General features: G+C 68.5%; 23 protein-coding genes. 3 read left to right on the forward strand and 20 right to left on the reverse strand.

Annotated features, from left to right (window positions below; translation table 11 throughout):
* Window positions 1-45: 45 nt before the first annotated feature.
* From NE2_RS28105 to NE2_RS28145, 9 genes are all read right to left on the reverse strand, one after another.
* Window positions 46-1,107 carry an ROK family protein gene (locus tag NE2_RS28105; protein ID WP_063030934.1) on the reverse strand — a complete coding sequence of 354 codons (1,062 nt, stop codon included), beginning with the start codon at window positions 1,105-1,107 and terminating at the stop codon, window positions 46-48.
* Complete coding sequence (locus NE2_RS37315) at window positions 1,104-1,766, reverse strand: hypothetical protein (RefSeq protein WP_228818023.1); 663 nt, start codon at window positions 1,764-1,766, stop codon at window positions 1,104-1,106. Before NE2_RS37315 ends, NE2_RS28105 begins: the two co-directional genes overlap by 4 nt.
* Window positions 1,763-3,013, reverse strand: coding sequence for an ArsA family ATPase (locus tag NE2_RS28115; RefSeq protein ID WP_063909507.1), 1,251 nt, complete (start codon window positions 3,011-3,013; stop codon window positions 1,763-1,765). The genes NE2_RS37315 and NE2_RS28115 overlap by 4 nt, the downstream gene beginning before the upstream one ends.
* A 47-nt stretch (window positions 3,014-3,060) precedes the next feature.
* Window positions 3,061-3,498 (reverse strand): SRPBCC family protein, encoded by a 438-nt coding sequence (locus NE2_RS28120; RefSeq protein ID WP_063030936.1) that lies wholly within the window; start codon window positions 3,496-3,498, stop codon window positions 3,061-3,063.
* Between the two features lie 23 nt (window positions 3,499-3,521).
* Entirely contained in the window at window positions 3,522-3,905 is a 384-nt protein-coding gene (locus tag NE2_RS28125; RefSeq protein WP_063030938.1) for a polyketide cyclase / dehydrase and lipid transport, read from the reverse strand.
* 123 nt (window positions 3,906-4,028) lie between these two features.
* Entirely contained in the window at window positions 4,029-5,201 is a 1,173-nt protein-coding gene (locus tag NE2_RS28130; RefSeq protein WP_063030940.1) for a glycosyltransferase family 4 protein, read from the reverse strand.
* A 65-nt stretch (window positions 5,202-5,266) separates the two neighbouring features.
* Window positions 5,267-6,265 (reverse strand): hypothetical protein, encoded by a 999-nt coding sequence (locus NE2_RS28135; protein ID WP_063030942.1) that lies wholly within the window; start codon window positions 6,263-6,265, stop codon window positions 5,267-5,269.
* A 53-nt stretch (window positions 6,266-6,318) separates the two neighbouring features.
* On the reverse strand, window positions 6,319-7,416 hold the full coding sequence (locus NE2_RS28140) for an NlpC/P60 family protein (RefSeq protein ID WP_030514750.1): 1,098 nt from the start codon (window positions 7,414-7,416) through the stop codon (window positions 6,319-6,321).
* A gap of 174 nt (window positions 7,417-7,590) precedes the next feature.
* The gene (locus tag NE2_RS28145) at window positions 7,591-8,184 is read right to left on the reverse strand and encodes a C40 family peptidase (RefSeq protein ID WP_030514751.1); all 594 of its coding nucleotides are present in this window, start codon (window positions 8,182-8,184) and stop codon (window positions 7,591-7,593) included.
* 551 nt (window positions 8,185-8,735) lie between these two features.
* Here NE2_RS28145 and NE2_RS28150 point away from each other — a divergent pair.
* The gene (locus NE2_RS28150; RefSeq protein ID WP_195050367.1) at window positions 8,736-10,571 is read left to right on the forward strand and encodes a DEDD exonuclease domain-containing protein; all 1,836 of its coding nucleotides are present in this window, start codon (window positions 8,736-8,738) and stop codon (window positions 10,569-10,571) included.
* A 46-nt stretch (window positions 10,572-10,617) separates the two neighbouring features.
* Here NE2_RS28150 and NE2_RS28155 read toward each other — a convergent pair whose 3' ends face one another.
* The 5 genes from NE2_RS28155 to ctaE all read right to left on the reverse strand — a co-directional run bounded on the left by NE2_RS28155 (window position 10,618) and on the right by ctaE (window position 15,414).
* Window positions 10,618-10,893: an Lrp/AsnC family transcriptional regulator gene (locus tag NE2_RS28155; RefSeq protein WP_063030944.1), complete on the reverse strand. Its 276-nt coding sequence runs from the start codon at window positions 10,891-10,893 to the stop codon at window positions 10,618-10,620.
* A 158-nt stretch (window positions 10,894-11,051) separates the two neighbouring features.
* Window positions 11,052-12,677, reverse strand: coding sequence for a cytochrome bc1 complex cytochrome b subunit (gene qcrB, locus NE2_RS28160; protein ID WP_063030946.1), 1,626 nt, complete (start codon window positions 12,675-12,677; stop codon window positions 11,052-11,054).
* Entirely contained in the window at window positions 12,674-13,822 is a 1,149-nt protein-coding gene (gene qcrA / locus NE2_RS28165) for a cytochrome bc1 complex Rieske iron-sulfur subunit (RefSeq protein ID WP_030514755.1), read from the reverse strand. The genes qcrB and qcrA overlap by 4 nt, the downstream gene beginning before the upstream one ends.
* A gap of 20 nt (window positions 13,823-13,842) precedes the next feature.
* Window positions 13,843-14,721 carry a cytochrome bc1 complex diheme cytochrome c subunit gene (gene qcrC / locus NE2_RS28170; RefSeq protein ID WP_063030948.1) on the reverse strand — a complete coding sequence of 293 codons (879 nt, stop codon included), beginning with the start codon at window positions 14,719-14,721 and terminating at the stop codon, window positions 13,843-13,845.
* Between the two features lie 81 nt (window positions 14,722-14,802).
* Window positions 14,803-15,414, reverse strand: a complete 612-nt coding sequence (ctaE, locus tag NE2_RS28175; protein WP_082857314.1) for an aa3-type cytochrome oxidase subunit III — start codon at window positions 15,412-15,414, stop codon at window positions 14,803-14,805.
* Window positions 15,415-15,623: 209 nt separating this feature from the next.
* On the opposite strand from ctaE, the gene NE2_RS28180 reads away from it, so the two are divergent.
* Together NE2_RS28180 and trpD are read left to right on the forward strand one after the other, a co-directional pair.
* A complete protein-coding gene (locus NE2_RS28180; RefSeq protein ID WP_063030950.1) occupies window positions 15,624-16,061 on the forward strand; it encodes a hypothetical protein in 438 nt (145 codons plus the stop codon).
* A gap of 137 nt (window positions 16,062-16,198) precedes the next feature.
* On the forward strand, window positions 16,199-17,251 hold the full coding sequence (gene trpD, locus NE2_RS28185; protein ID WP_063030952.1) for an anthranilate phosphoribosyltransferase: 1,053 nt from the start codon (window positions 16,199-16,201) through the stop codon (window positions 17,249-17,251).
* 113 nt (window positions 17,252-17,364) lie between these two features.
* Here trpD and NE2_RS28190 read toward each other — a convergent pair whose 3' ends face one another.
* The 6 genes from NE2_RS28190 to NE2_RS28205 form a co-directional block, all read right to left on the reverse strand.
* A complete protein-coding gene (locus NE2_RS28190) occupies window positions 17,365-17,817 on the reverse strand; it encodes a MaoC family dehydratase (protein ID WP_063030954.1) in 453 nt (150 codons plus the stop codon).
* Between the two features lie 39 nt (window positions 17,818-17,856).
* Complete coding sequence (locus tag NE2_RS35270; RefSeq protein ID WP_084494387.1) at window positions 17,857-18,219, reverse strand: zinc ribbon domain-containing protein; 363 nt, start codon at window positions 18,217-18,219, stop codon at window positions 17,857-17,859.
* Between the two features lie 71 nt (window positions 18,220-18,290).
* Window positions 18,291-18,464, reverse strand: a complete 174-nt coding sequence (locus NE2_RS37740) for a helix-turn-helix domain-containing protein (RefSeq protein ID WP_373862287.1) — start codon at window positions 18,462-18,464, stop codon at window positions 18,291-18,293.
* Window positions 18,461-19,618, reverse strand: coding sequence for an acyl-CoA dehydrogenase family protein (locus tag NE2_RS28195; RefSeq protein ID WP_063030956.1), 1,158 nt, complete (start codon window positions 19,616-19,618; stop codon window positions 18,461-18,463). Before NE2_RS28195 ends, NE2_RS37740 begins: the two co-directional genes overlap by 4 nt.
* A gap of 20 nt (window positions 19,619-19,638) precedes the next feature.
* Complete coding sequence (fabG, locus tag NE2_RS28200) at window positions 19,639-20,397, reverse strand: 3-oxoacyl-ACP reductase FabG (protein WP_063030958.1); 759 nt, start codon at window positions 20,395-20,397, stop codon at window positions 19,639-19,641.
* Window positions 20,398-20,422: 25 nt separating this feature from the next.
* Window positions 20,423-21,574, reverse strand: coding sequence for an acyl-CoA dehydrogenase family protein (locus tag NE2_RS28205; RefSeq protein ID WP_063030960.1), 1,152 nt, complete (start codon window positions 21,572-21,574; stop codon window positions 20,423-20,425).
* Window positions 21,575-21,648: the final 74 nt, after the last annotated feature.

Consider the following 21,648-nt stretch of genomic DNA (forward strand, 5'->3'; position numbering starts at 1 on the left):
GCCGATCCGTTTCCCGTCGCGCGGCATCGGCGGGGAGGACGAAGACTATTCCCGGCCCGCGGCGGAGCGAGGTCGGCTCACGGCCGCCGAATCGACACCGCTGCCGGTTGTCCGCGAACGCCCTTCGGCCGCCCCGGTCTCGAGCGCCGTGCGCGCGAGTTCGGCCGCGCCGATCATCCCCGCCGCCTCACCCAGTTGTGTGGTGCGGATGCGGGCCAGCGGGCGATGACGGCCGCCGGTGATGGCGGCGGCGTAATGCTCGCGCGCGTCGTCGAGGAACAGCGGCGCCGAGGAGCTGACGCCACCCGCGATGACGATCAGGTCGGGATCGAAGATGTCGCTGACGAAGGCCAGTCCCAGCCCGAGCCAGCGGGCGAAATCGGCCATCACGTGCAACGCCACCGGATCACCGTCGTGGGCCGCGCCCGCGACCCGGCGCCCGGTCAGCGATCCCGGATCGCCGACCACCTCGCGTGCCAGGATCGTCGAGGGCATCGGATCGGTAGCCAGCATTTCGATCGCGGTGTCGACCAGGGCGGTACCGCTGCAGTAGCGCTCCCAGCAGCCGCGTTTGCCGCACGGGCAGATCCGGCCGTGCGGCACCACCTGCAGATGGCCCAATTCCGGTGCGACACCGTAACTTCCGCGATACAGCCGCCCCTCCACCAGCAGCGCCGCGCCGATGCCGGTGCCGATGGCGACCAGTACGCCGTTGTGCGCGCCCGCGGCCGCGCCGAACCGGTATTCGGCCCACATCGCCGCATTGGCATCGTGTTCGAGGATCACCGGCAACCCGAGCCGGCGTCCGAGCCGGTCGGCGACCGCGGTGTCCTCCCACGGCAGATGCGGCGCGAAACGCACCGAGGAGCGGGATTCGTCGACGAATCCGGCGACCGCCAGCCCGACCGCCCCGATGTCGTGGCGCGCGCACAGTTCCCGGACCGCGCGGTCGAGGCCGTCCTCGAGTGCGTGCGCCGAATGCGGCGTCGGCGCCTGGACGGTGTCGAGAACCTCCCCGTCACCGTCGACGACCGACGCCCGGATATTCGTCCCGCCGACATCGATGCCGACGGTGAGCGGAGCCTCTCTTCCGACCCTGCTGGTCATTTCTTGATCCGCACCGGGATGGGAACGTATCCGGGTCGCTCGACCGAATCCCGCCCCCGCCCAGCACGTTCGGCCGCGCGCCGGCCACCTCGGCGCGCCTTGCTCCCCTGATCGTCGGCCGCCGGCTTCGCTCCCGGGGCCTTCTCCGTAGCGCCGCCGCGATCGTGTCCGGGCGCGTCCGCATCCCGCCGGACACCCTTCGCGCGACGGTCGGCTCCGGGACCACTGCCGCGCACCTCGGCACCGCCGGCCGACACATCGCCGGCCGCCCCGCCCGCGATCCACCCGTCGTGCTCCGTTCGCTCCGAACTCGGATCGGCGCCGACTTCCGTTGCCGCGGAATCGTATTCGCCGGATTCGTCGTCGGCGTCCGGAAGGTCGTCCGGGAGCAGCGGTTCGACCGGCACTCCGGCCAGCGCCTCGCGCAGCACGGTCACGATCGCGGTGCCGTGGTCGGCGACCGCGGCGACCACCTCATGGTGTTCGCCGCGAACCAGCGCCGCGGTCGCGCAGACGGGACACCAGCTGCAGCTGTCCCATTCGCGGCCGTCGGCGGCCGCGCGGCGCAGGGCGGGTTCGACTCGTTCGAGCAGGGTTTCGGCGAGGGCACGCAGTTCCTGGGCGAATTCGCCGAAACTGTCCTCGTGGGCGTGGGTCATTGCGGCCAGACCCCCGGGTCGGGCCGGAAACGCACGATGAGCTGCTCACCGTCGAGTTCGGCGCTGTCGACCGTGCACCGCCGCAATACCGGCGCCAGTCGTAGCCGCCGCCGGACCCCGTCCGCTCCCACGATCACATCGTCCTCCACTCGTCCGAGTCGCAGCGTGCCCGGGTCGACCACCGGCAGGCGCATCCGCAGCGTGAATACCGAATCCAGCCCGGTGCCCGACTCCCACCGCACCTCCGGCTCCCCTGCCGCGGTACCCGGCTCCGGCGTCGTGTCGCCCAGCATAGGGTCCGGCTCGGCAGTCGGCGGGTTGCCACGAACGGGCAATGCCTGTGCCAGCGCCGACAACGCCCGCGGTCCGACCGGTTCCGGGCCGCTGTGATGGGCGATCACCACGGGCACGTCGGGCATCCGGCGGCGCAGGTCCGCGATCACGTCGAGCTGTTCCGCGCGCCGCTGCAGGTACCACTGCACCGCGGGGTGCGCGCCATCGTCGGCCGACGGCACCGGTGGCAGCACTTTGTTCACCACCACCGCGTCCAGACGTATACCCAGAAGCGCCGCCGCCGAACGCACCCGCGCGGATTCGGCCAGCGCGACCCGTTCGGCGCCGGTGATCAGCCGCGCCCCGGTGCGGTGCGAATCGGCGAGCAGATCCCGAATCGCCGTGACCGCGGCCGCGATCCGCTCCACCGTCGCCGCCAGCACCGCGCGCCGCATATCCGTACCGGTCGCGCTCAGCACCCGGGCATGGGTGGGCCAGATTCGCTCGAGGTAGCCGAGCAGGGTGTCGGGTGCGGTGACGATGCGCAACATATCCGCCGAGGGCGGGCAGTCCACGATGATCAGATCCCAGTCGTCCTCACCCGCGAACTGGGCGATCTCGGTCAAAGCCAGTAGTTCCTGCACGCCCGGCAGTCCGGTGAGTTCGGCCGGATCGAGCGCGGCGAGGTCGATGCCGTGGTCGTGGCCGGCGCCGGAGAGCATCCGCGCGACGTCGCGGAATCGATCCTCCAGCAGCGCAAGCGAATCGATCTCGATGACGTCGAATCCGGGGGCGACGGTCACCACCCCGGCAACCGTGCCGGGATCGTGGGCGAAGCGGAAACCCAGTGCGTCGCCGAGCGAATGAGCCTGGTCGACCGAGGCGACCAGCACGCGCTGTCCGGCCTGCACCGCGGCGATGGCCGCCGCGCAGGCGAGCGTGGTCTTACCGACTCCGCCCTTGCCGATGAACAGTTCGAGACGGGTCGTGACGGCACCACGACCGCGCTGCGGAGGCCGGGTCAGCCTTCGACCCGTTTCTTGAGTTCTTTGAGGGCCGTATCGGTGATCACCTTCTCGGCCTTGCGTTTGAACATCCCGATCATCGGGATGGTGAGGTCCACGGTCAGCTCGTACACCACCTGGGTGGTGCCGTCGGGCTGCTCGATGAGCTCGTAGGTACCGTCCTGCGCCTTCTGCAGTTCGCCGCTGACCAGTTTCCAGCTCACCGCCCGGCCGTCGGCCCGCCAGGTGTAGGACAGCACGTAGGTGTCCTTGACGACGCCGGCGTCCAGCACGAATTTCGCCGTGCGGGCCCGTCCGTCGGGAAAGGTCTCCAGTACGTCCACCGATCGTGCCGCCGATACCCATTCCGGATACGACGGTAGATCGGCGATGACGGCCATCACCCGATCCGAGGGGGCATCGATGGTGATCGACCTCTGGGTCCGGTCGGCCATGACTGACAGCGTTTCCTTTCGACCTAGCGTGACGGCGCCACACCGGCCGGACGGCCGGCCTCCAGCCGCGATTTCACCTCGAACGACATCTTCTTGCCGGCTACCCGCCGGGAACGGTTGGCCGCCATCAGGGTTCGGGGCGAGAGTGCGGCCGCGCCCGGCGGTTCGGCGTGCAGGAAGTAGTGCAGGATCACCCCGTCCAGCGACGGTTCCAGCCAGACCTCCATGGTGCCGGTCAGCGGCCCGCTGACCGACCAGCGAATTCCCTTGTCACCCCGGTCTTCTCGCACCTCGAGGGTGAGGTCGGGCCACCAGCGGTGCCATCGCGACCGATCGGCCAGGACCTCGGCGACCGCGGCGCCGGGCGCGGCGACGAAGGTCTGGTCGGCCACCTGGATGCTGCTCACCGCTGTGGCTCGCTGCTGCGCTCGCTCATGAGGCCCGAGCCTACTGGGTCGGAGCCCGGAGGCGGTAACGCAGTGCCGAGCCCGCGCGACCTGCCGTCACGCGCGGTCGGGGCGCCGGCCGGCTCACCGGACGGAGCCGTCGGATCCCAGGACACCGGAATGCGCGCCGGGATCGAGCAGACCGCGCAACCGGCCGCCCAGAACGTCCCAGCGCCACTGGTCGGCGACCCATTCGCGACCGGCGGCACCCATCCGGGCCGCGGCGTCGCGATCGGACAGGATGTCGACGACGGCGGCGGCCACGGCTCGTTCGTCGCGCCCGTCGACCACCGTGCCGGTGCGACCCTCGAGAACGGTTTCCGGTGCGCCGCCGGAGTTTCCGGCGACCACGGGAACGCCGGTGGCCGATGCCTCCAGATAGACGATGCCGAGGCCTTCCACGTCGAGCCCGGCGCCGCGGGTGCGCGAGGGCATCGCGAAGACGTCGGCGAGGGTGTGGTGGGCGGCCAGTTCGGCGGCGGGGACGCGACCGGTGAACACCACGTCCGACTCCAGGTCCAGCGAGCGCACCAGCGCGCGCAACTTCTCCTCGTACGGACCACCGCCCGCGATGACCAGCACCGCGCCGTCGATGCGGCGGCGGATCTCGCGCATCGCCAGAATCAGCATGTCCTGGCCCTTGCGCGGGACCAGCCGCGACAGGCACAGCACCGTGGGCCGCTCGCCCAGGCCGTACCGGGCGCGCAGTTCCGCCCGCGCGGCGGGATCGGGATGGAAGACGGTGCTGTCCACACCCGGCGGCAGATATTCCAGGGCAGCCTGGGCGCCGAAGGCCGCGGCGAAGCGGCGGCGCGTGTATTTGCTGACGTAGGTGACGACATCGGTGTGGTCACCGATCACCCGCAGTACCTGCCGGGCGCCCGGCAGCATGGACCAGCCCACCTCGTGGCCGTGGGTGCTGGCGAGGATCCGATCCGCGCCGAAGCGGCGCAGCGCCGGGGACATCAGGGCCAGTGGCGCGGCCGCACCGAACCAGACGGTGTCGCATCGTTCGTCACGCAGCAGCGCGGCGGCGCGGCGCAGCACCAGCGGGGTCGGCAGCATCAGGGTGGTCGGGTGGCGCACCACCCGGAACGGCTGCTGGGCATCGAACCGCAGATGGGAGTCGCCGCGCCAGCGGGGCGCGTAGACCACGAGGTCCTCCGGCGGCATCCGCAGCGCGAGCGAATGAACATACGACTGGATGCCGCCCGGCCGGGGCGGAAAGTCGTTGGTGATCAACAGCGTGCGGCCCATGGGGGCGAGTCTATGGGTGTGGCCGCCACGTCCGGCGCAACGGGTGTGGCCGCGCGACCGGGCTCCTAGGCGGCCACGCGGGCCTTGATCCAGTCGCGCCAGGCGGAGACGAATTCGGTTCGGCCCAGGCCGAGTGTCTCCCGCAGGCCGCGATCCAGCGCGGCCTGGTCCTGCGGGCCGGTGGCGAGCCGGTGGTAGAGCGCCACGAGTTTCGGCTCTCCGAATCGGTCGGCGACGAACGCGTTGGCCGACCATGCCTGTTCGTAGGCCAGGGCGGCATCGGCGCCGGGGCTGGGCGTGAACGCGGTATCGGACGGCAGGTCCGAGGGCAGGTCACCGGAGCGGGCGCGGGTGGTGACGGTCGGCGCGAGTTGCGCGAAACGCTGCTGATTTCCGCGGTGGCCGCAGTACTCGGCGAACCCTTCCAGCACCCACTGCGGGGAGCCGTCGACGGTCCCGGCCCGGGCGGCGACGTGGGTGAGTTCGTGGCGCAGGGTTTCGCGCAGACCGTCCGGGCCGAGCCGGCGCCCGGCATCGGGCGAGAAGACGATCCGCTGACCGGTGGGCTGGGTGCCGGGTACGAAGGGATCCGACACCGAGGCCGCCGCGACCTGGTCGGACACCGGGCCGGTGGCGTGGGTCAGCGCCGCGAATTCGGAACTGCTCGACGCGACGGCCACCACGGCTTCGTGGGCCCAGTCGGTACCCCACACCTGGGAGACCGCCGTGACCGCCGGGCCGGCCTCGCGGGCGAGCTGGTCGACGTCGCCGCGCTGGTACGGATGGCCCAGCACCACCGACAACTTGCCGTCGTCACCCGAAACGTGTTGCGCGACAACGGGTCCGTACGAACTCATGATGCGCCGCAACTCGGGCAGCTGCGGATCGGCGTGCGAGGGCGCGGAATCGGTTTCCGCAGCGGGCACGGTGTGCAGGCCCGTCTTCGGCAGCAGCAATAAGGCGCCGCCGGCCGCGGTCAGCGCCACCACCACGGCGAGGGTAGCGACGAATTCGAAGCGCCCACGATGCGCCAGCCATGTCCGGACCCGCAACAATCCGCTCATACGACACGATCCTCACGTCGGTGTGATGACTCGCCGCCAGATTCTCGCAGTGTTTACGGCATTCCGATCCAGTATCGGCGCGCGGAATGGAAGGGGGTGTTGCCCATCGGCGCCACCGCGACCGGCACACCGAAAGTGGAGGCGTGCAGGATCATGCCATTTCCGGCGTAGATGCCGACGTGCGAGGCGTCCGAATAGAAGAACACCACGTCGCCGGGCTGCAACGAGTCCCGGGACACCGGCGTGCCGACGGTGGCCTGCGCCTGGCTGGTGCGCGGCAGATCGATACCCACGTGATGGAAAGCCCACTGCACCAGGCCGGAGCAGTCGAACTGATCGGGGCCGGTCGCACCCCAGACGTACGGGTCGCCGACGCGGGTCAATCCCGCGGCCAGCGCGCTGGTACCGCTGCCCGGGACCAGGCCGCGCAGCAGGGTGTCGCGATCGAAGCCGGGCGGGAACAGCGATCCGGCGAGGGTGGATTTCTCCCCGGCTGAGAGCGCACCCCAGGCCTGGATGACCTGAGCCATCGCGCCCTGCAGATCGGCGCGCTTGTGTTCGAGGTCCGCGCGCACCTGGTCGGCCTTCTGCGCGGCGGCCTGCGCGGCGTCGGAGGCGGATTTGGCGGCGGTTTCGGCGGCGGTGGCCGAATCGGTGGCCTTGGAGAACTGCGTCAGCTGATCGGCGGTCTGCGTGGACAGCACGTCCAGCGTCGACATCTGGTCGAGCAACTGCTGCGGGGAATCGGAGACCAGCACCGAGAACAGCCGGTTGGTCCGGGCGCCCTGATAGGCGGCGATCGCGGTCCGGTCCACGGCCGGTTGATATTTGCGCACCTCGGCCTTGGCGGCATCGAGGGCCTGGGTCGCGGTCGCGAGTTTGGCATCGGCGTCGCGGGCCACGCCCTGTTTGGCTTCCAGATCGCCCTGCGCGGCCAGCGCCTGCTGGTTGAGCTGCTCGGACTGATGCGACAACTCGATGAGCCGCTGCACCGCGTCACCGGCGGTAGCCGGTTGTTCCGCCGGCGCCGGATCGGCCGTCGCCAGCCCACCGGAAGACGCTCCGAACACGAGCGCGCCCACTGCCAGTGAGCCGCCGACCAGGCGTCTGGTTCTGTTGTTGCGTTGCGCGTTGCCCTTGTGCGCTGTCACGGCCTGCCGTGCCCCGTTCTCTCGTCCCGAGCTGGAAACCACGAAGGTCTCGATAAGGTTACGGAACGGCGACCGTCCATGTCCAGCAGGGCACGAAACGATCACGCCGTATAGCCCGAATGCCCGGATCGGCGGTCCGAACTGTGCGGAATGCGCCGATCCGGGCGGGTCGAATCAGTAGCGGCGAGCGCCCGCGACAGGCATCGAGGAGATCGGGGCGACCTTCACCGGCTCACCGGCGGTCGAGGCGTGCACCACGTTGCCGTCGCCGACATAGAGCGCGGAGTGGCTGCCGCCGTAGAAGGACACCACGTCACCGGGCTGCAGCGCGTCCAGCGAGACGGGGGCGCCCTCCTCGAGCTGTTCGTAGCTCGTACGCGGCAGTTCGCGACCGGCCTGCTCGTAGGACCACTTCACCAGGCCCGAGCAGTCGAAGGCGTTCGGGCCGGCGGCGCCGTACGAGTAGGGGGCGCCGACCTTGGACAGGGCGGCATCGGCCGCGCGCTGACCGACGGTCTGCTGCGGCGCGAACGGCGCGGGAGCGATCCCGGGGATCTGAATGCCCGGCGGGACGGCGCCCGGCGGAACGGCGCCGAGAACCTGATCGGGAACATCGAAGGTGCCGACGCCCGGTACGGTGACCGGCGCGGCCGCGGCGGTGGTCGCCGGGAGCAGCAGAGCGCTGAGGGTTGCTGCGCCAACGGCTCCGGCCGCAACGGCCCGGCGGGCGGTACGAGGCAGCCCCTGAACCTGTCGCTTGATCGCCATGATGCGGTACTCCTCATCTGCCCCACGACGCCGCACCCGGTGGTGCGTCGGACTCCGTGAGGTCTCGAAAAGATTACGAGGACATAACGGTGCGTTGTAAAGCCCGGACGCGTCGAGTCGGGTTCGGGTATGTGCTCCCGCTCGACGGCATGCGAGATAGCTCACAGCGATCACGAAACGATAACGATGGCCATCGCCGGATGCATTTACCCAGGTGTGTCCCGCCCCGAGATCAGGCGAGCCACCACCGGAGCCGACAGGCGCTCCGATCGGGAAACCGCAAGTAACCGAGAGCATGTCGACCAGAAACCAACCGAACAGTCCGCACGTTTGAGGACCGGCACCGCACAGTCAAGCCCGGCTTCGCCGTCGCCGTCGCGGACCTCGCCCGTTCGCCGCTATTTCATAGCTATATCGAATTACCGTGACCCTGATCACTTTTCGGCATGCTCGTGCAATCCGAACCTCGCAGAGCGCAAATCTCGCGCCGGCCCAGCTGCCCGCCGACATCCGGAACGATCCTGTCGGACCCTGCGCCTACGCTGCTCGCCGTGCCCTCCCCCGTCCCGCGACCGGCCCAGCTGGCCCTCGAACTTCCCGGTCACGGCGGTGACGAGCCCGAGATCGCACTGCGAGACGTCACCTTCGTCGTGGTGGACCTCGAGACCACCGGGACCCGGCCCGACGGGGACGCCATCACCGAAATAGGTGCGGTGAAGGTGCGCGGCGGCGAAGTACTCGGCGAATTCGCGACGCTGGTCGATCCCGGCTGCGCGATTCCGCCGCAGATCGTGCAGGTCACCGGCATCACCACCGCGATGGTCCTGGAGGCCCCGCGGATCGAGGCCGTGCTCCCCGGATTTCTCGAATTCGCGTCGGGCGCCGTGCTCGTCGCCCACAACGCGCGCTTCGACATGTCCTTCCTGAAGGCGGCGGCCCAGCGCTGCGAGACCGCATGGCCGGCCTTCCAGGTGCTGTGCACGGTTCAGCTGGCGCGGCGCATTCTCGATCGGGACGAGGCGCCGACGGTGCGGCTCTCGGCGCTGGCTCAGCTCCTCGGCGCCTCCACCCGGCCCACCCACCGCGCCCTGGACGACGCGCGCGCCACCGTCGACGTCCTGCACGCGCTGTTCGAACGGGTGGGCAATCTCGGGGTCCAGACCCTGCCCGAATTGATGGACTATCTGCCCGAGGTCACGCGCCGCCAGCGCTCCAAGCGCATCCTCGCCGCCGATCTGCCCGCCGCACCGGGGGTGTACCTGTTCCGGGGACCCTCGGAGGAGGTCCTCTATATAGGGACGGCGGTGAATCTGCGCCGGCGCGTGCGCAATTACTTCACCGGCTCCGAAACCCGCACCCGCATGCGGGAAATGGTCATGCTCGCCACCCGCGTCGATCACGTCCGCTGCGCGCACGGACTGGAAGCGGGAGTGCGCGAGCTACGCCTGCTGGTGGCGCACACCCCGCCCTACAACCGGCGCTCGAAATTCCCCAAGCGGGCCTGGTGGCTGACGATGACCGACGAGCCCTTCCCTCGATTCGCGGTCAGTCGCACCCCCACCGCAGATGCTCTGGGGCCCTTCCATTCCCGCACCGACGCCACCGAGGTCGCGGCAACCCTCGCGGAATACAGCGGACTGCGGACCTGCACGACCCGCATCCCCCGCGGCGGGGTGCACGGCGTCGACTGTCCGCCCGCGGCCGTGGGCGGGTGCCCGGCCGCGATCTTCGGCGAACGGGTGCCGGCCGCACAGTACGCGGCCGCGCCGCGGGCGGTGCGGGATCTGTTCACCGGACGCGACGACGCACCCTTGCGCGCGATCGCCGCCCGCATCGACGAGTACGTCGCCGCAGAGCATTTCGAGGCCGCCGCGCGGCTGCGTGATCGCACCTGCGTCGTGGTGCGGGCGCTGCGGCGCACTCAGCGCCTGGCCGCCCTCGCCCGGATCGCCGAGCTGATCGCGGCCCGCCCCGACGGCAGCGGCGGATGGGAGTTCGCGGTGATCCGCTACGGCCGCCTCGCCGCCGCCGGAACCGCCGCGCGCGGAATCCCGCCGATGCCGGTGGTCGAGAGCCTGGTCGCCGCCGCCGAGACGGTCCGCCCGACCACGATCACAGCAAACCCGTCACCGGAGCCGCGCATCCCCACCGACACGGATGATCTGCACGATCCCGACCACCCGCCGCTGCGCGGCGCACCACCCGAGGAGACCGGCGTGATCGCCCGCTGGCTCGACCAACCCGGGACCCGCATCGTCCGCACCAGCGACGGCTACCGGGAACCGCGGCTGGGCGCGGGTCCCTGGCTCGCCTGGGTCGAACGTGCCGAGGCGGCCACCCGCGTGGAATCGGCTGCGAGCGAATACCTCACGCGTACCAGCGCGTAGTAGCTCACGGCCGGTTTTCTCCGGACACCAGGTGCAAGCGCGGCACTCACTCCCCCAGCGAGAACCCCGCGTCCACATCCGCACTCGAATACGACTTGAAGGCGATATGCGTCGTCGTGCGCAGAACTCCGGCGGTCTTGTTCACCCGGCCGGTCACCACCTCGGCGATCTGTTCGTGATCGCGCACCCGCACCACCGCGATCAAATCGACGTCTCCCGCGCACGAGTAGACCTCGGCGACGCCGTCGAGATCGGCCAGTGCCTGCGCGGTTTCGGGAATCCGGGCCGCCTCGGCGTGGATCAGAACGATCGCGGTAATCATGAGCGCGAGTCTAATTGCGCGCCGGCGACGAGCCCGCACCGTGGCCGTATCGCCGCCGCAACGCGGTCGCCACACACGGCACCGGCCGCACAGGACACGCCCGCACATACGACGGAGCCCCGAGTCGAAAGTCGACTCGGGGCTCCGAAACAGCGAACTCAGTGGCTGTGCTTGCCGCCGCCGCTGGTCTGCTCCTGGTAGGTGGCCAGGACCTCCAGCTGCTTGTGCTCGGCCTCGTGCTCGCTCGCGGTGAGCGCCTCGGCCTCGGCGGGCGGATCGGCCCGCAGGAACGAACCCGAACCCGGCTTGCCGGCCCAGCCCAGCTTGTTCATCTTCTTCGGCACCGGCGCGCCCTGGTACTCCAGCGGAATCGGGTGGCCGTGGGCGTCAACCGGGCCCAGCGGCTGGTGCACCTCGATGTACTCACCGTGCGGCAGGCGCTTGATCACACCGGTCTCGATGCCATGCTCGAGGACCGTGCGGTCGGCGCGCTGCAGGCCCAGGCACAACCGGTACGCCAGGAAGTAGGCGATCGGCGGCGCGAGGAGCAGGGCGATGCGGAAGAACCAGGTCGTCGCGTTCAGCGACACATCGAACTTCAGCGCGATGATGTCGTTGACACAGGCCAGGGTCAGCACCAGGTAGAAGGCGATGGCCATGGCGCCGATCGCGGTGCGCACCGGCACGTCACGCGGACGCTGCAGGATGTTGTGGGGCACTGTGTCGCCGGTGAGGCGCTTCTCGATCCACGGGTAGGCGATCAGCACCACGAAAACCAGACCCATGATCAACGCGACCCAGAACGGAGCCGGAACGGTGTAGCGGCCCAGATACAGCTCCCACGGCGGCATCAGACGGGCCATACCGTCGGTCCACATCATGTAGAAGTCGGGCTGCGAACCGGCCGAGACCTGTGACGGGTTGTAGGGACCCAGGTTCCAGATCGGGTTGATCTGCAGCACACCACCCATGACGGCGAGCACGCCCAGGGTGAACATGAAGAACGCGCCCTGGTCGGCGGCGAACACCGGCACGATGCGGGCACCGACCACGTTGTTCTCGGTGCGGCCCGGTCCGGGGAACTGGGTGTGCTTCTGGTACCAGACGATCGCCACGTGCGCCGCGATCAGCGCCAGCATGATGCCCGGGAAGAGCAGCACGTGCGCGATGTACAAACGCGGGATGATAATCGTGCCCGGGAAGTCACCGCCGAAGATCAGCCAGTGCATCCACGTGCCGACCAGCGGAATACCCATGGTGATACCACCGAAGGCGGCCCGCAGACCGGTACCCGACAGCAGGTCGTCGGGCAGCGAGTAACCGAAGAAGCCCTCGAACATCGCCAGGATCAGCAGCAGTGAGCCGATCACCCAGTTCGCCTCACGCGGCTTGCGGAACGCGCCGGTGAAGAAGATGCGGAACAGGTGGATGATGATCGAGCACGCGAACAGCAGCGCCGCCCAGTGGTGCACCTGACGGACGAACAGACCGCCGCGCACCTCGAAGGAGATGTTCAGCGCCGTCTCGTACGCCCGCGACATGGTGACGCCGCGCAGCGGCTGGTAGGCGCCGTGGTAGACGACCTCGCTCATCGACGGATCGAAGAACAGCGTCAGGTAGATACCCGACAGGATCAGGATGATGAAGGCGTAGAGCGCGATCTCACCCAGCAGGAACGACCAGTGGGTCGGGAAGACCTTGTTGATCGACCGTTTCACGAACGCCGCGGCACGGTACCGCTCGTCCATCTCGTTGGCCTGTGCGACCACTTTGCTCGGACTCATGAACGACGCTCCCAGAAGGCCGGACCGAGCGGCTCGATGAAGTCGCCGTTGGCGACCAGGTAGCCGTCGGTGTTGACGGTGATGGGCAGCTGCGGCAGCGCGCGGGCGGCGGGACCGAAGATCGGCTTACCCCACTCGGTCGCCGAGAACTGCGACTGATGGCACGGGCACAGGATCCGGTTGGTCTGCTGCTCGAACAGCGAGGTCGGGCAGCCCAGGTGAGTGCAGATCTTCGAGTACGCCCAATAGTCACCGAAGTTGAAGCTCTCCTGGCCCCTGCGCTTGATCGCCTTCTGCCCGTCCTCCGGGCGCAGGCGGATCAACATGACCGCGTTACGGATGCCACGCAGCGACTGGAGGGTCTCCTCCTCGTTGCCGCGCCACTCCTCTTTCCACGGGAACACGGTCTCCATGGCGCCGGCGTCGAGGTCCTCCGGCCGCACCAGCACGATGTCCTCGGGCCGGCCGGTGTCCTTGCGCAGGTAGATGGTCTGGCCCGGGAAGTCCGGAGTCCAGCCCGACACCCACAGCGGGGACTTCATGCCCTTGGCCCACGGGTTCTTGATCATGCCGCCGACGAACAGGAACAGTGCGCCGATACCCAGCACACCCACGCCCAGTCCGGCGGTACGGGTGATCATCTTGCGACGTCCCAGCGTCGAGGTCTCCAGCGCGTCCGACAGCTGCGCGCCCAGGGTGCGCCGGTCGACCTCGTCGGAGGGACCGTCGTGGCGGGTCTGGATGGAGATCTCGTTCGGGATGAACTTCTTGCGGATGATGACCGCGGCGACACCGATGGCCAGCACCGCGATACCCAGCAGCAGGCCGTAGAGCGGCGTGGCCAGCGAGTACAGGCCGTTGCCGTCCTCGTTGCGACCCTTGTACTCCCAGGGCCAGAACAGGAAGACGCCGATCAGCCCGGCCGCCGCGAGGGCGGAGATGGCGAACCAGAACGTCACGTGCCGCTCGGCGCGCTTCTCCGCGCGTGTGCCCGGAACCGGCCAGCGCGGAGCGCGGTAGACGACGTCGACGCCGTCGCGCGCGGTACCGAGTTCAACCAGCTCGGCGGTCGACATCGCGTCGAGCTGCTCCTCGGTGGGGTTCAGGTTCACGCCCTTACCGCCGCCATCCTCAGGCCGGCTCATCTCGTTTCGCTCCTGTTCGCTCATGATCGCGATCCGATCCACATCGCGGCGCCGACCAGCACGATGATGCCGGCGACCCAGATGGCGATGGCCTCGGTCGCGGGACCGAAACCGCCCAGGCCGTATCCGGCCTCCGGCTTGGTCTCGGTGCGGTCCTTCACATAGGCCACGATGTCACGCTTCTCCTCCGGAGACAGCTGCCGGTCGGAGAATTTCGGCATGTTCTGCGGGCCGGTGAGCATCGCGGTGTAGATCTGCTGCGCGTTGGCCGGCTCCAGCGGCGGCGCGAACTTGCCGGAGGACAGCGCACCGCCCTTACCGGTGAAGTTGTGGCAGGACGCGCAGTTGAGGCGGAACAACTCGCCACCGCGTCCCAGGTCGGCTCCCTTGATGAGGGAATCCTGCGCGATCTCGCCGTTCGGGTCGCGAACCACGGTCGGGCCGCCGCCGTTGGCCGCCACGTACGCGCCCAGCGCGTCGGTCTGGCGGGCGTCGAACTTCGGGGGCTTGCGCTGGATCTGCGCGCCGTTGCCCGCGGCGGGCATGCGACCGGTGGACACCTGGAAGTAGACCGCCGCCTCGCCGACACCGATCAGGCTGGGGCCGCGGTCCTGCACACCCTGCAGGTTGGCGCCATGACAGGTGATGCAGGAGGTCTCGTAGATCTGCTTACCCTCGCGGATCAGCGCCGACTGATCCTCGTTGGCCGTCGCGACCTGTGCGTGCGGGGTGAGCGCCGATGCCGCGAAGCCGGCTCCGACGAGGCCCATCAGAAGAACCAGACCGCCGGCGAGCTTGCGGCGCATCCGGCGCTGCTTGCGGGTCTTGATGGCCTGGTTGTTCTCAGCGCTGCCGATCCCGCTCATGGGATCTGGCGCTGACGGGGGAGATGAACTCATCTGTGTCCCTTTGGAGTAGACGGAACCGACTTGTGCAAAGTGTGTATTTGTCGCGGACCGCGCGTGACGGCCGCCGCCCGGCTAGCGGACGAAGTAGATCGTGGCGAACAGCCCGATCCAGACGATGTCGACGAAGTGCCAGTAGTAGGAGACGACGATGGCCGCGGTGGCCTGCGCCGGCGTGAACTTACTGACCTTGGTGCGAATCAGCAGGAAGATGAACGCGATGAGACCGCCGATGACGTGCAGACCGTGGAAGCCGGTGGTGATGAAGAACACCGAACCGTAGATGCTGCTCGAGATGGTGGTGCCCTCTTGGTAGAGCGCGTGGTACTCGGTGCCCTGACCGGCCACGAAGAACGCGCCCATGAAGAAGGTGAGCAGGTACCAGCGGCGCAGGCCGAAGACATCGCCGCGCTCGGCCGAGAACACACCCATCTGGCAGGTGAACGAGGAGGCGATCAGCACGGCCGTGACCGGCACGGCGAGCTTGAGGTTCAGCTCGGTCGGTTCCGGCGGCCAGTTGCCATGAGCCTGGGCACGAGCGACGAAGTACATGGCGAAGAGGCCGGCGAAGAACATCAGCTCGCTCGACAGCCAGATGATGGTTCCGACGCTGACCATGTTGGGCCGGTTCAGCGAATGCACACGCTGAGTAATGGCCGATCCTGGGGTCCCTACTGCGGTCGTCACGCCGGTAAGTATGACTCGTCGTAGTACGACAGGCGTAGCCGGGTGCGAATTCGGGGTGTCGGACTCGGAATCATCAGCGCCCGTGCGGGTCTGGGGCCCGGTTCGGCGTGTCCGGTGAACCCGCAGGTCGAGCGCCGATGCGACCACGGTGACCAGCGGAAATACCGAGTATGCGATGCTGCGTCGACGCGCAGAGGAAGGCGGGTGGCATGGGAATTCGATCGGTGTGGCAGCGGCTGTCGGGCCGGGGTGCGGCGACGGAATTGGATCCGGCACGAACGGATCTGATGGTCGTCGTGTCCAGTTTCGACGATGCCGAAGCCTGCTCGAGCGCGCTCGCGCGGGCGAGCGGCTGGCGGGCCGAGGAGCAGGCCCTGCTGCGTCATCATCTGCGCATCCCGGCCGCCGCCCGGGACGAGGTCGTCGACATCGCCGCCCAGGACGGCTACTCCCCCGCCGCGACGTCCGAGGCTTCCGATCCGACCGGCAGTCATATCGAATTGGTATTACAGCGGGTGCAGGTCCTCGATGCGCTGCACTGCTCGCAAGAACGGTCGCGGATGGCCGGATTGGCGCAGCGGCACGAGGGCACGGCGGTGGGCTGGGACGCACTACAGCCGAGCGGAATCGAGCCGGGTTCTCCGTAATCTTCTTCCGCAACGCCGAGAACAAAGAAATTGCCTCCGCCGATTAGGCTGCTAGCCGGGCGGCCGACGACGATCCGATGGCCCCCACGCCCGCGCGGACGAGCGATGCGGGTGTCCGATCGCGAACGGGAGATGTGATGAGCGCGCGCAGCTGGCCCGAGATTCTCGGTGCCCTGACCGACGGGGTCGATCTGACCGCGGAGGAGGCGGCGTGGGCGATCGACGAGATCTTCTCCGACAACGCCACCCAGGCGCAGATCGCGGCCTTCGGCGTGGCCATCAAGATGAAGGGGCCCACCGCGATCGAGCTGTCCGGCCTGGCGACCGGCATGTTGAGCCATGCGCGGCGGGTGTCGCTCGATATGGGCGCGGTCGACATCGTCGGTACCGGCGGCGACCGCTCCGGCACGGTCAATATCTCCACGATGTCCTCGATCGTGGTGTCCGCGGCGGGCATTCCGGTGGTCAAGCACGGTAATCGGGCGGCGTCGTCGAAGAGCGGCGGCGCGGACGTGCTCGAGGCGCTGGGTGTGCGGATCGCGTTGAGCCCGGAGTCGGTGGCCCAGTGTGTGCGCGAGGTGGGCATCGGCTTCTGCTTCGCCCCGCTGTTTCATCCGGCGCTGCGGTTCGCCGGTCCGGCGCGCAAGGAGATCGGCATTCCGACGGTCTTCAACGTGCTGGGCCCGCTGACCAATCCGGCGCAGCCGAGCGCGGGCCTGATCGGATGCGCCTTCGCCGAACTCGTCCCGGTGATCGCCGGGGCGTTCGCCGAACGCGGCGCCAATGCGCTGGTGGTGCGCGGAAACGACGGCCTCGACGAGATCACCACCGCCGATACCACCGATGTATGGGTCGTCGCCGCGGGTGAGAAGTACGAGACCGTCATCGATCCCACGCGCCTGGGTATCCCCCGCGTGGATCCGGCGGCACTGCGCGGCGGCGATGCGACCGTCAACGCCGCGATCGCCCGCGACATGTTCAACGGCGCCCCGGGGCCCGTCCGCGACGCGGTCCTGCTCAACTCCGCCGCCGCGATCGTGGCCTTCGAGCTGACCCCCGAGACCGCCCGCACCGACATCCACGAGCTGCTGCGACCGGCCCTGGAGCGGGCGGCCGCCTCGGTCGATTCGGGCGCCGCCACTCAACTCCTGGACCGCTGGGTGAAGGTGAGCAACGAACTCGGCGAGTGAGAGCGCGGCGCACGCGACAATCCGGCCCGTGCACAGACCATTGCCCCGAGACGACCTGATCGACGACCCCGCGACGGGAGCGGACCGAATTCCGCCCCGCCGCGGCCCACGCTTCACTTCAGGTAGCGCACGATGCTTTCCGCGACGCACGCGGGCTTGTCCGCACCGTCCAGTTCGATGGTGACGGTCCGCACCGCCTGGATGCCGCCGGGGATCTCGGAGACCGAGTCCAAGTGGACGCGGGCGCGGATGCGGCCGCCCGACGGCACCGGCGTGATGAAGCGAACCTTGTTGAGCCCGTAGTTGATTCCCATCGTGATGCCGCCCACCGTGGTCGCCTTGTTGCTCAGCGGCACCAGCAGCGACAGGGTGAGGAATCCGTGCGCGATGGTATGTCCGTAGGGGCCCTGCGCGGCCTTCTCGGCGTCGACGTGGATCCACTGGTGGTCGCCGGTGGCGTTGGCGAAGGTATCGATGCGGTCCTGGTCGACCTGCAACCAGTCGCTGACACCCAGTTCGGTGCCCACGGCCGCGGCGAGTGCGTCCAGATCGGCGAAATCGGTCATATCTCGTCCCTTCGTGCTGCCGGGGCGCAAGCCGCCGGATCACATGAAACGTTGCTTCAGTTCGCGTTTGCGAACCTTGTGCGTCGCCCGAGCGGCAGTTCGGACACGAACTCCACCCGCCGCGGATATTTTTGACGTACTTACCTGCGCTCCACAGGCGTTTGATCTCTCGGCCCGCCCGGCCGCGAGAATATTCCTTGCCGCATTCACGTCACGGTCATGTACCGTGCCACACAGCGGACACTTCCAGGACCGAATCGACAGCAACTTCGCCTCGTCGACCTGTCCGCACTGTGAGCACATTCGAGACGAATGGGAAATAACGATCGACCTTGTAGAAGTGCCGGCCGCGTCGCTCGGCCTTCTGCTGTAAGAGCCGTACGAAGCTACCCCAGCCCGCATCGTAGATCGACTTCGCAAGCCGCGTACGCGCCAATCCGCTCACGCAGAGGTCCTCGGCATACACCGCTTGGTTATCGCGGATGAGTTCGGTGGACCGCTTCTGCAACCAGTCTGCGCAGTGCGCGTCGCTGTCCGGGCGTCGGATAGATCCGGAACGAGTACCTGGAGTACACGCTCCCACAGTACCTTTCGTCTCCGACATGGCCCGAAGCTGTGGATGAGGAGACCGACAGCGTCGCGTTCACAGCCCCATATCCTTGGCGATGATCATCTTCATGACCTCGTTCGTCCCGCCGTAGATGCGATTGACCCGATTGTCGGCATACAGCCGGGCGATCGGATATTCGTTGATGAAGCCGTAGCCGCCGTGCAGTTGCAGGCAGCGATCGATGACGCGCGCGGCGACCTCGGTGCAGAACAGCTTCGCCGAGGCGGCGTCGGCGGCACCGAGTTCACCGGCGTCGAGGGCCTCGAGGGCGCGATCCACCACGGCCTCGGCCGCGTCGACCTCGGCCTTGCAGGCGGCGAGCTCGAATTTGGTGTTCTGGAACGCGGCGACGGGTTTGCCGAAGACGTTGCGCTGCTGGGTGTATTCCTGCGCGAACCGCACCGCGGCCGCCGCCTGGGCGTAGGCGCCGGCGGCGATGGAGAGCCGCTCCTGGGGCAGATTCTGGCCCAGGTAGGAGAAGCCCTTGTTCTCCTCGCCCAGCAGATCCTCGACCGGCACCCGGACATCGGTGAAGCTCAGCTCGGCGGTATCGGAGGCCCGCAGCCCCAGCTTGTCGAGTTTGCGGCCGATCGTGTAGCCCGGTGACTTCGTGTCGACCACGAGCAGGGAGATGCCGAAGCGGCGGTCGTCCTCGCGGGGCGGCGCGGTACGGGCGCAGACGATCACCCGATCGGCGTTCACGCCACCGGTGATGAAGGTCTTGGCGCCGTTGAGCACGTAGTGCGTGCCGTCCTCGGAAAGCTTGGCGGTGGTGCGCATTCCGGCCAGATCCGACCCGGTGCCGGGTTCGGTCATGGCGATGGCGAACATGATCTCACCGGCGGCGAATCCGGGCAGCCAGCGCTGTTTCTGTTCCTCGGTGGCGAGCTTCTTCAGATACGGCAGGCACAGCCCGACGTGCACGCTGGATCCGCCGAACGACACACCAGCGCGCGCCGTCTCCTCCATGAGGATGGTCTGGAATTTGAACGAGTCGATGCCGGCGCCGCCGTATTCCTCGGGCACCTCGATGCCGAAGACGCCCAATTCGGCGAGTTTGTAATAGAACTCGCGGGGCACGATGCCCGCCTCCAGCCACGTGTCGTAGACCGGTACCACTTCGGTCTCGACGAATTTGCGGACCGTGCCGCGGAAGGTGTCGTGATCCTCGGTAAAGCTGGTTCTGCGCATGATGTTCTCCTGGAACGGTTTCAGAGCCGACGGCCGCCGTCGACGTAGATGGTCTGGCCGGTGATGAAGGACGCCTCGTCGGAGGCGAGGAAGGCGACGGTGTTCGCGATGTCGTCGGGGCGGCCGACCCGGCGCACCGGAGTGATCTCGGCCGACTTCGCCTGCCATTCCTCGACCGGCACACCGACGCGGGCAGCGGTGGCGGCGGTCATCTCGGTGACGATGAAGCCCGGCGCGACCGCGTTGACGTTGATGCCGTAGGGGCCCAGCTCGATCGCCAGGGTGCGGGTGAGTCCCTGAATGCCCATCTTGGCGGCCGAGTAGTTGGCCTGGCCGCGGTTGCCGAGCGCCGAGACGCTGGAGGTGTTGACGATCTTGCCGTAGCGGCGGGTGACCATATGCCGTTGTGCCGCACGGGAACACAGGAACGCGCCGCGCAGGTGTACCGACATCACGGTGTCCCAGTCCTCGGCCGACATCTTGAACAGCAGGTTGTCGCGCAGCACGCCGGCGTTGTTGACCAGAATGTCGAGCGACCCCAGCTCCGCGGCGACCCGATCGAAGGCGGCGTCGACGCTCGCCTCGTCGGTGACATCGCAGGCCAGCGCGACGGCCACCCCACCGGCGGCGACGATCTCGTCCGCGGTTGTCTTGCAGGCGTTCTCGTCGAGGTCGGCGATGGCCACGGCCGCCCCGTCGGCGGCCAGGCGGGCCGCGGTGGCCGCACCGATACCCCGGGCGGCCCCGGTCACCACGGCCACTCTGCGCTGATCTGTCATCGAATTCTCTCCTCGAAATCGGTTGTCACACGAAGGCGTTCACGCCGGTGAGGGCGCGGCCGATGAGTAGTTTCTGGATCTGGCTGGTGCCTTCGTAGAGGGTGAGCACCCGCGCGTCGCGCAGGTACTTCGACACCGGGTATTCGTCGATGTACCCGTATCCGCCGAATACCTGGATGGCGTTGTTGGCCGCCTTCACCGCGGCCTCGCTGGCGAACAGCTTCGCCACCGAGGCCTCGGTGCCGAACGGTTCGCCGCGATCGACCAGGTCGGCGACCCGCCAGGCCAGCAGCCGCGCGGCCTCCACATCGACGGCGATATCGGCGATCAACTCCTGAACGAGCTGGTAGGAGGCGATCGGTTTACCGAACTGTTCGCGTTCCCCCGCATAGCGCACGGCGGCCTCGAGGCAGGCGCGGGCGACCCCGACGCATCCCGCGGCCACGCCCATGCGCCCCTTGTCGAGGGCGGCCATCGCGATCCGGAACCCCTGCCCCTCGCCGCCGAGTCGCGCCGAATCCGGCACCCGCACCCCGTCGAGCACGATCTCCGCGGTCGCCTGTCCGCGCAGACCGAGTTTGCCCTTGATCTCGGTGCGGCCGAAACCCGTCGCGTCCGTGGGCACGAGGAACGCGGTGACCCCCTTGGGTCCCGGTTCGCCGGTGCGCGCGAAGATCAGCGCGATATCGGCCCAGGTGCCGTTGGTGATGAACATCTTGGTGCCGGAGAGCACCCAGTCCCCGCCGTCGCGGACGGCACGGGTGGTCAGATTCGCCGCGTCGGACCCGGTGCCCGGTTCGGTGAGGCCGAAGCAGCCCAGCGACTCTCCCGCGCACAAGCGCGGCAGCCAGTGCTGTTTCTGCTGCTCGCTGCCGTAGCTCTCGAGCGATTTCCCGACCAGCCCGAGCGAGACCGACACGATGCCGCGCACCGAGCTGTCGCCGCGGCCGAGTTCCTCGAGCAGCAGGCAGTACGACAGCGCGTCACCACCCGAGCCGCCGTACTCCTCCGGGATCTCGATACCGAGAAAGCCCATGTCGCCGAGCTTGCGCACGATCGCGGTATCCACCGATTCGGCGCGATCCCAGGCCGCGGCGTAGGGCACGACCTCCTTGTCGACCCAGGCGCGGGCAACCTCGCGCAGCTCGCGGTGGGCATCGCCGAGTTGCAGATCCATGACGAAAACTCCTAACCGAACGTTGTTAGGTATCTATTGCCACGATAAACTAACAGCGTTCGGATGTTCAAGGC

Source organism: Nocardia elegans NBRC 108235 (genome assembly GCF_001612845.1).
In the GTDB taxonomy this organism is placed as follows: Bacteria; Actinomycetota; Actinomycetes; order Mycobacteriales; family Mycobacteriaceae; genus Nocardia; species Nocardia nova.

Excerpts from the sequence above, each read along its gene's own strand:
- NE2_RS35270 (WP_084494387.1), bottom strand. The coding sequence starts at position 18,219 with ATGCGGGCTGGGGTAGCTTCGTACGGCTCTTACAGCAGAAGGCCGAGC.
- NE2_RS28205 (WP_063030960.1), bottom strand. The coding sequence starts at position 21,574 with ATGGATCTGCAACTCGGCGATGCCCACCGCGAGCTGCGCGAGGTTGCC.
- NE2_RS28145 (WP_030514751.1), bottom strand. The coding sequence starts at position 8,184 with ATGGCGATCAAGCGACAGGTTCAGGGGCTGCCTCGTACCGCCCGCCGG.
- qcrA (WP_030514755.1), bottom strand. The coding sequence starts at position 13,822 with ATGAGCCGGCCTGAGGATGGCGGCGGTAAGGGCGTGAACCTGAACCCC.
- NE2_RS28120 (WP_063030936.1), bottom strand. The coding sequence starts at position 3,498 with ATGGCCGACCGGACCCAGAGGTCGATCACCATCGATGCCCCCTCGGAT.
- NE2_RS28195 (WP_063030956.1), bottom strand. The coding sequence starts at position 19,618 with ATGCGCAGAACCAGCTTTACCGAGGATCACGACACCTTCCGCGGCACG.
- qcrB (WP_063030946.1), bottom strand. The coding sequence starts at position 12,677 with ATGAGTCCGAGCAAAGTGGTCGCACAGGCCAACGAGATGGACGAGCGG.
- NE2_RS28190 (WP_063030954.1), bottom strand. The coding sequence starts at position 17,817 with ATGACCGATTTCGCCGATCTGGACGCACTCGCCGCGGCCGTGGGCACC.
- NE2_RS28135 (WP_063030942.1), bottom strand. The coding sequence starts at position 6,265 with ATGAGCGGATTGTTGCGGGTCCGGACATGGCTGGCGCATCGTGGGCGC.
- NE2_RS28130 (WP_063030940.1), bottom strand. The coding sequence starts at position 5,201 with ATGGGCCGCACGCTGTTGATCACCAACGACTTTCCGCCCCGGCCGGGC.
- trpD (WP_063030952.1), top strand. The coding sequence starts at position 16,199 with ATGAGCGCGCGCAGCTGGCCCGAGATTCTCGGTGCCCTGACCGACGGG.
- NE2_RS28105 (WP_063030934.1), bottom strand. The coding sequence starts at position 1,107 with ATGACCAGCAGGGTCGGAAGAGAGGCTCCGCTCACCGTCGGCATCGAT.
- NE2_RS37315 (WP_228818023.1), bottom strand. The coding sequence starts at position 1,766 with ATGACCCACGCCCACGAGGACAGTTTCGGCGAATTCGCCCAGGAACTG.
- fabG (WP_063030958.1), bottom strand. The coding sequence starts at position 20,397 with ATGACAGATCAGCGCAGAGTGGCCGTGGTGACCGGGGCCGCCCGGGGT.
- qcrC (WP_063030948.1), bottom strand. The coding sequence starts at position 14,721 with ATGAGTTCATCTCCCCCGTCAGCGCCAGATCCCATGAGCGGGATCGGC.
- NE2_RS28180 (WP_063030950.1), top strand. The coding sequence starts at position 15,624 with ATGGGAATTCGATCGGTGTGGCAGCGGCTGTCGGGCCGGGGTGCGGCG.
- NE2_RS28155 (WP_063030944.1), bottom strand. The coding sequence starts at position 10,893 with ATGATTACCGCGATCGTTCTGATCCACGCCGAGGCGGCCCGGATTCCC.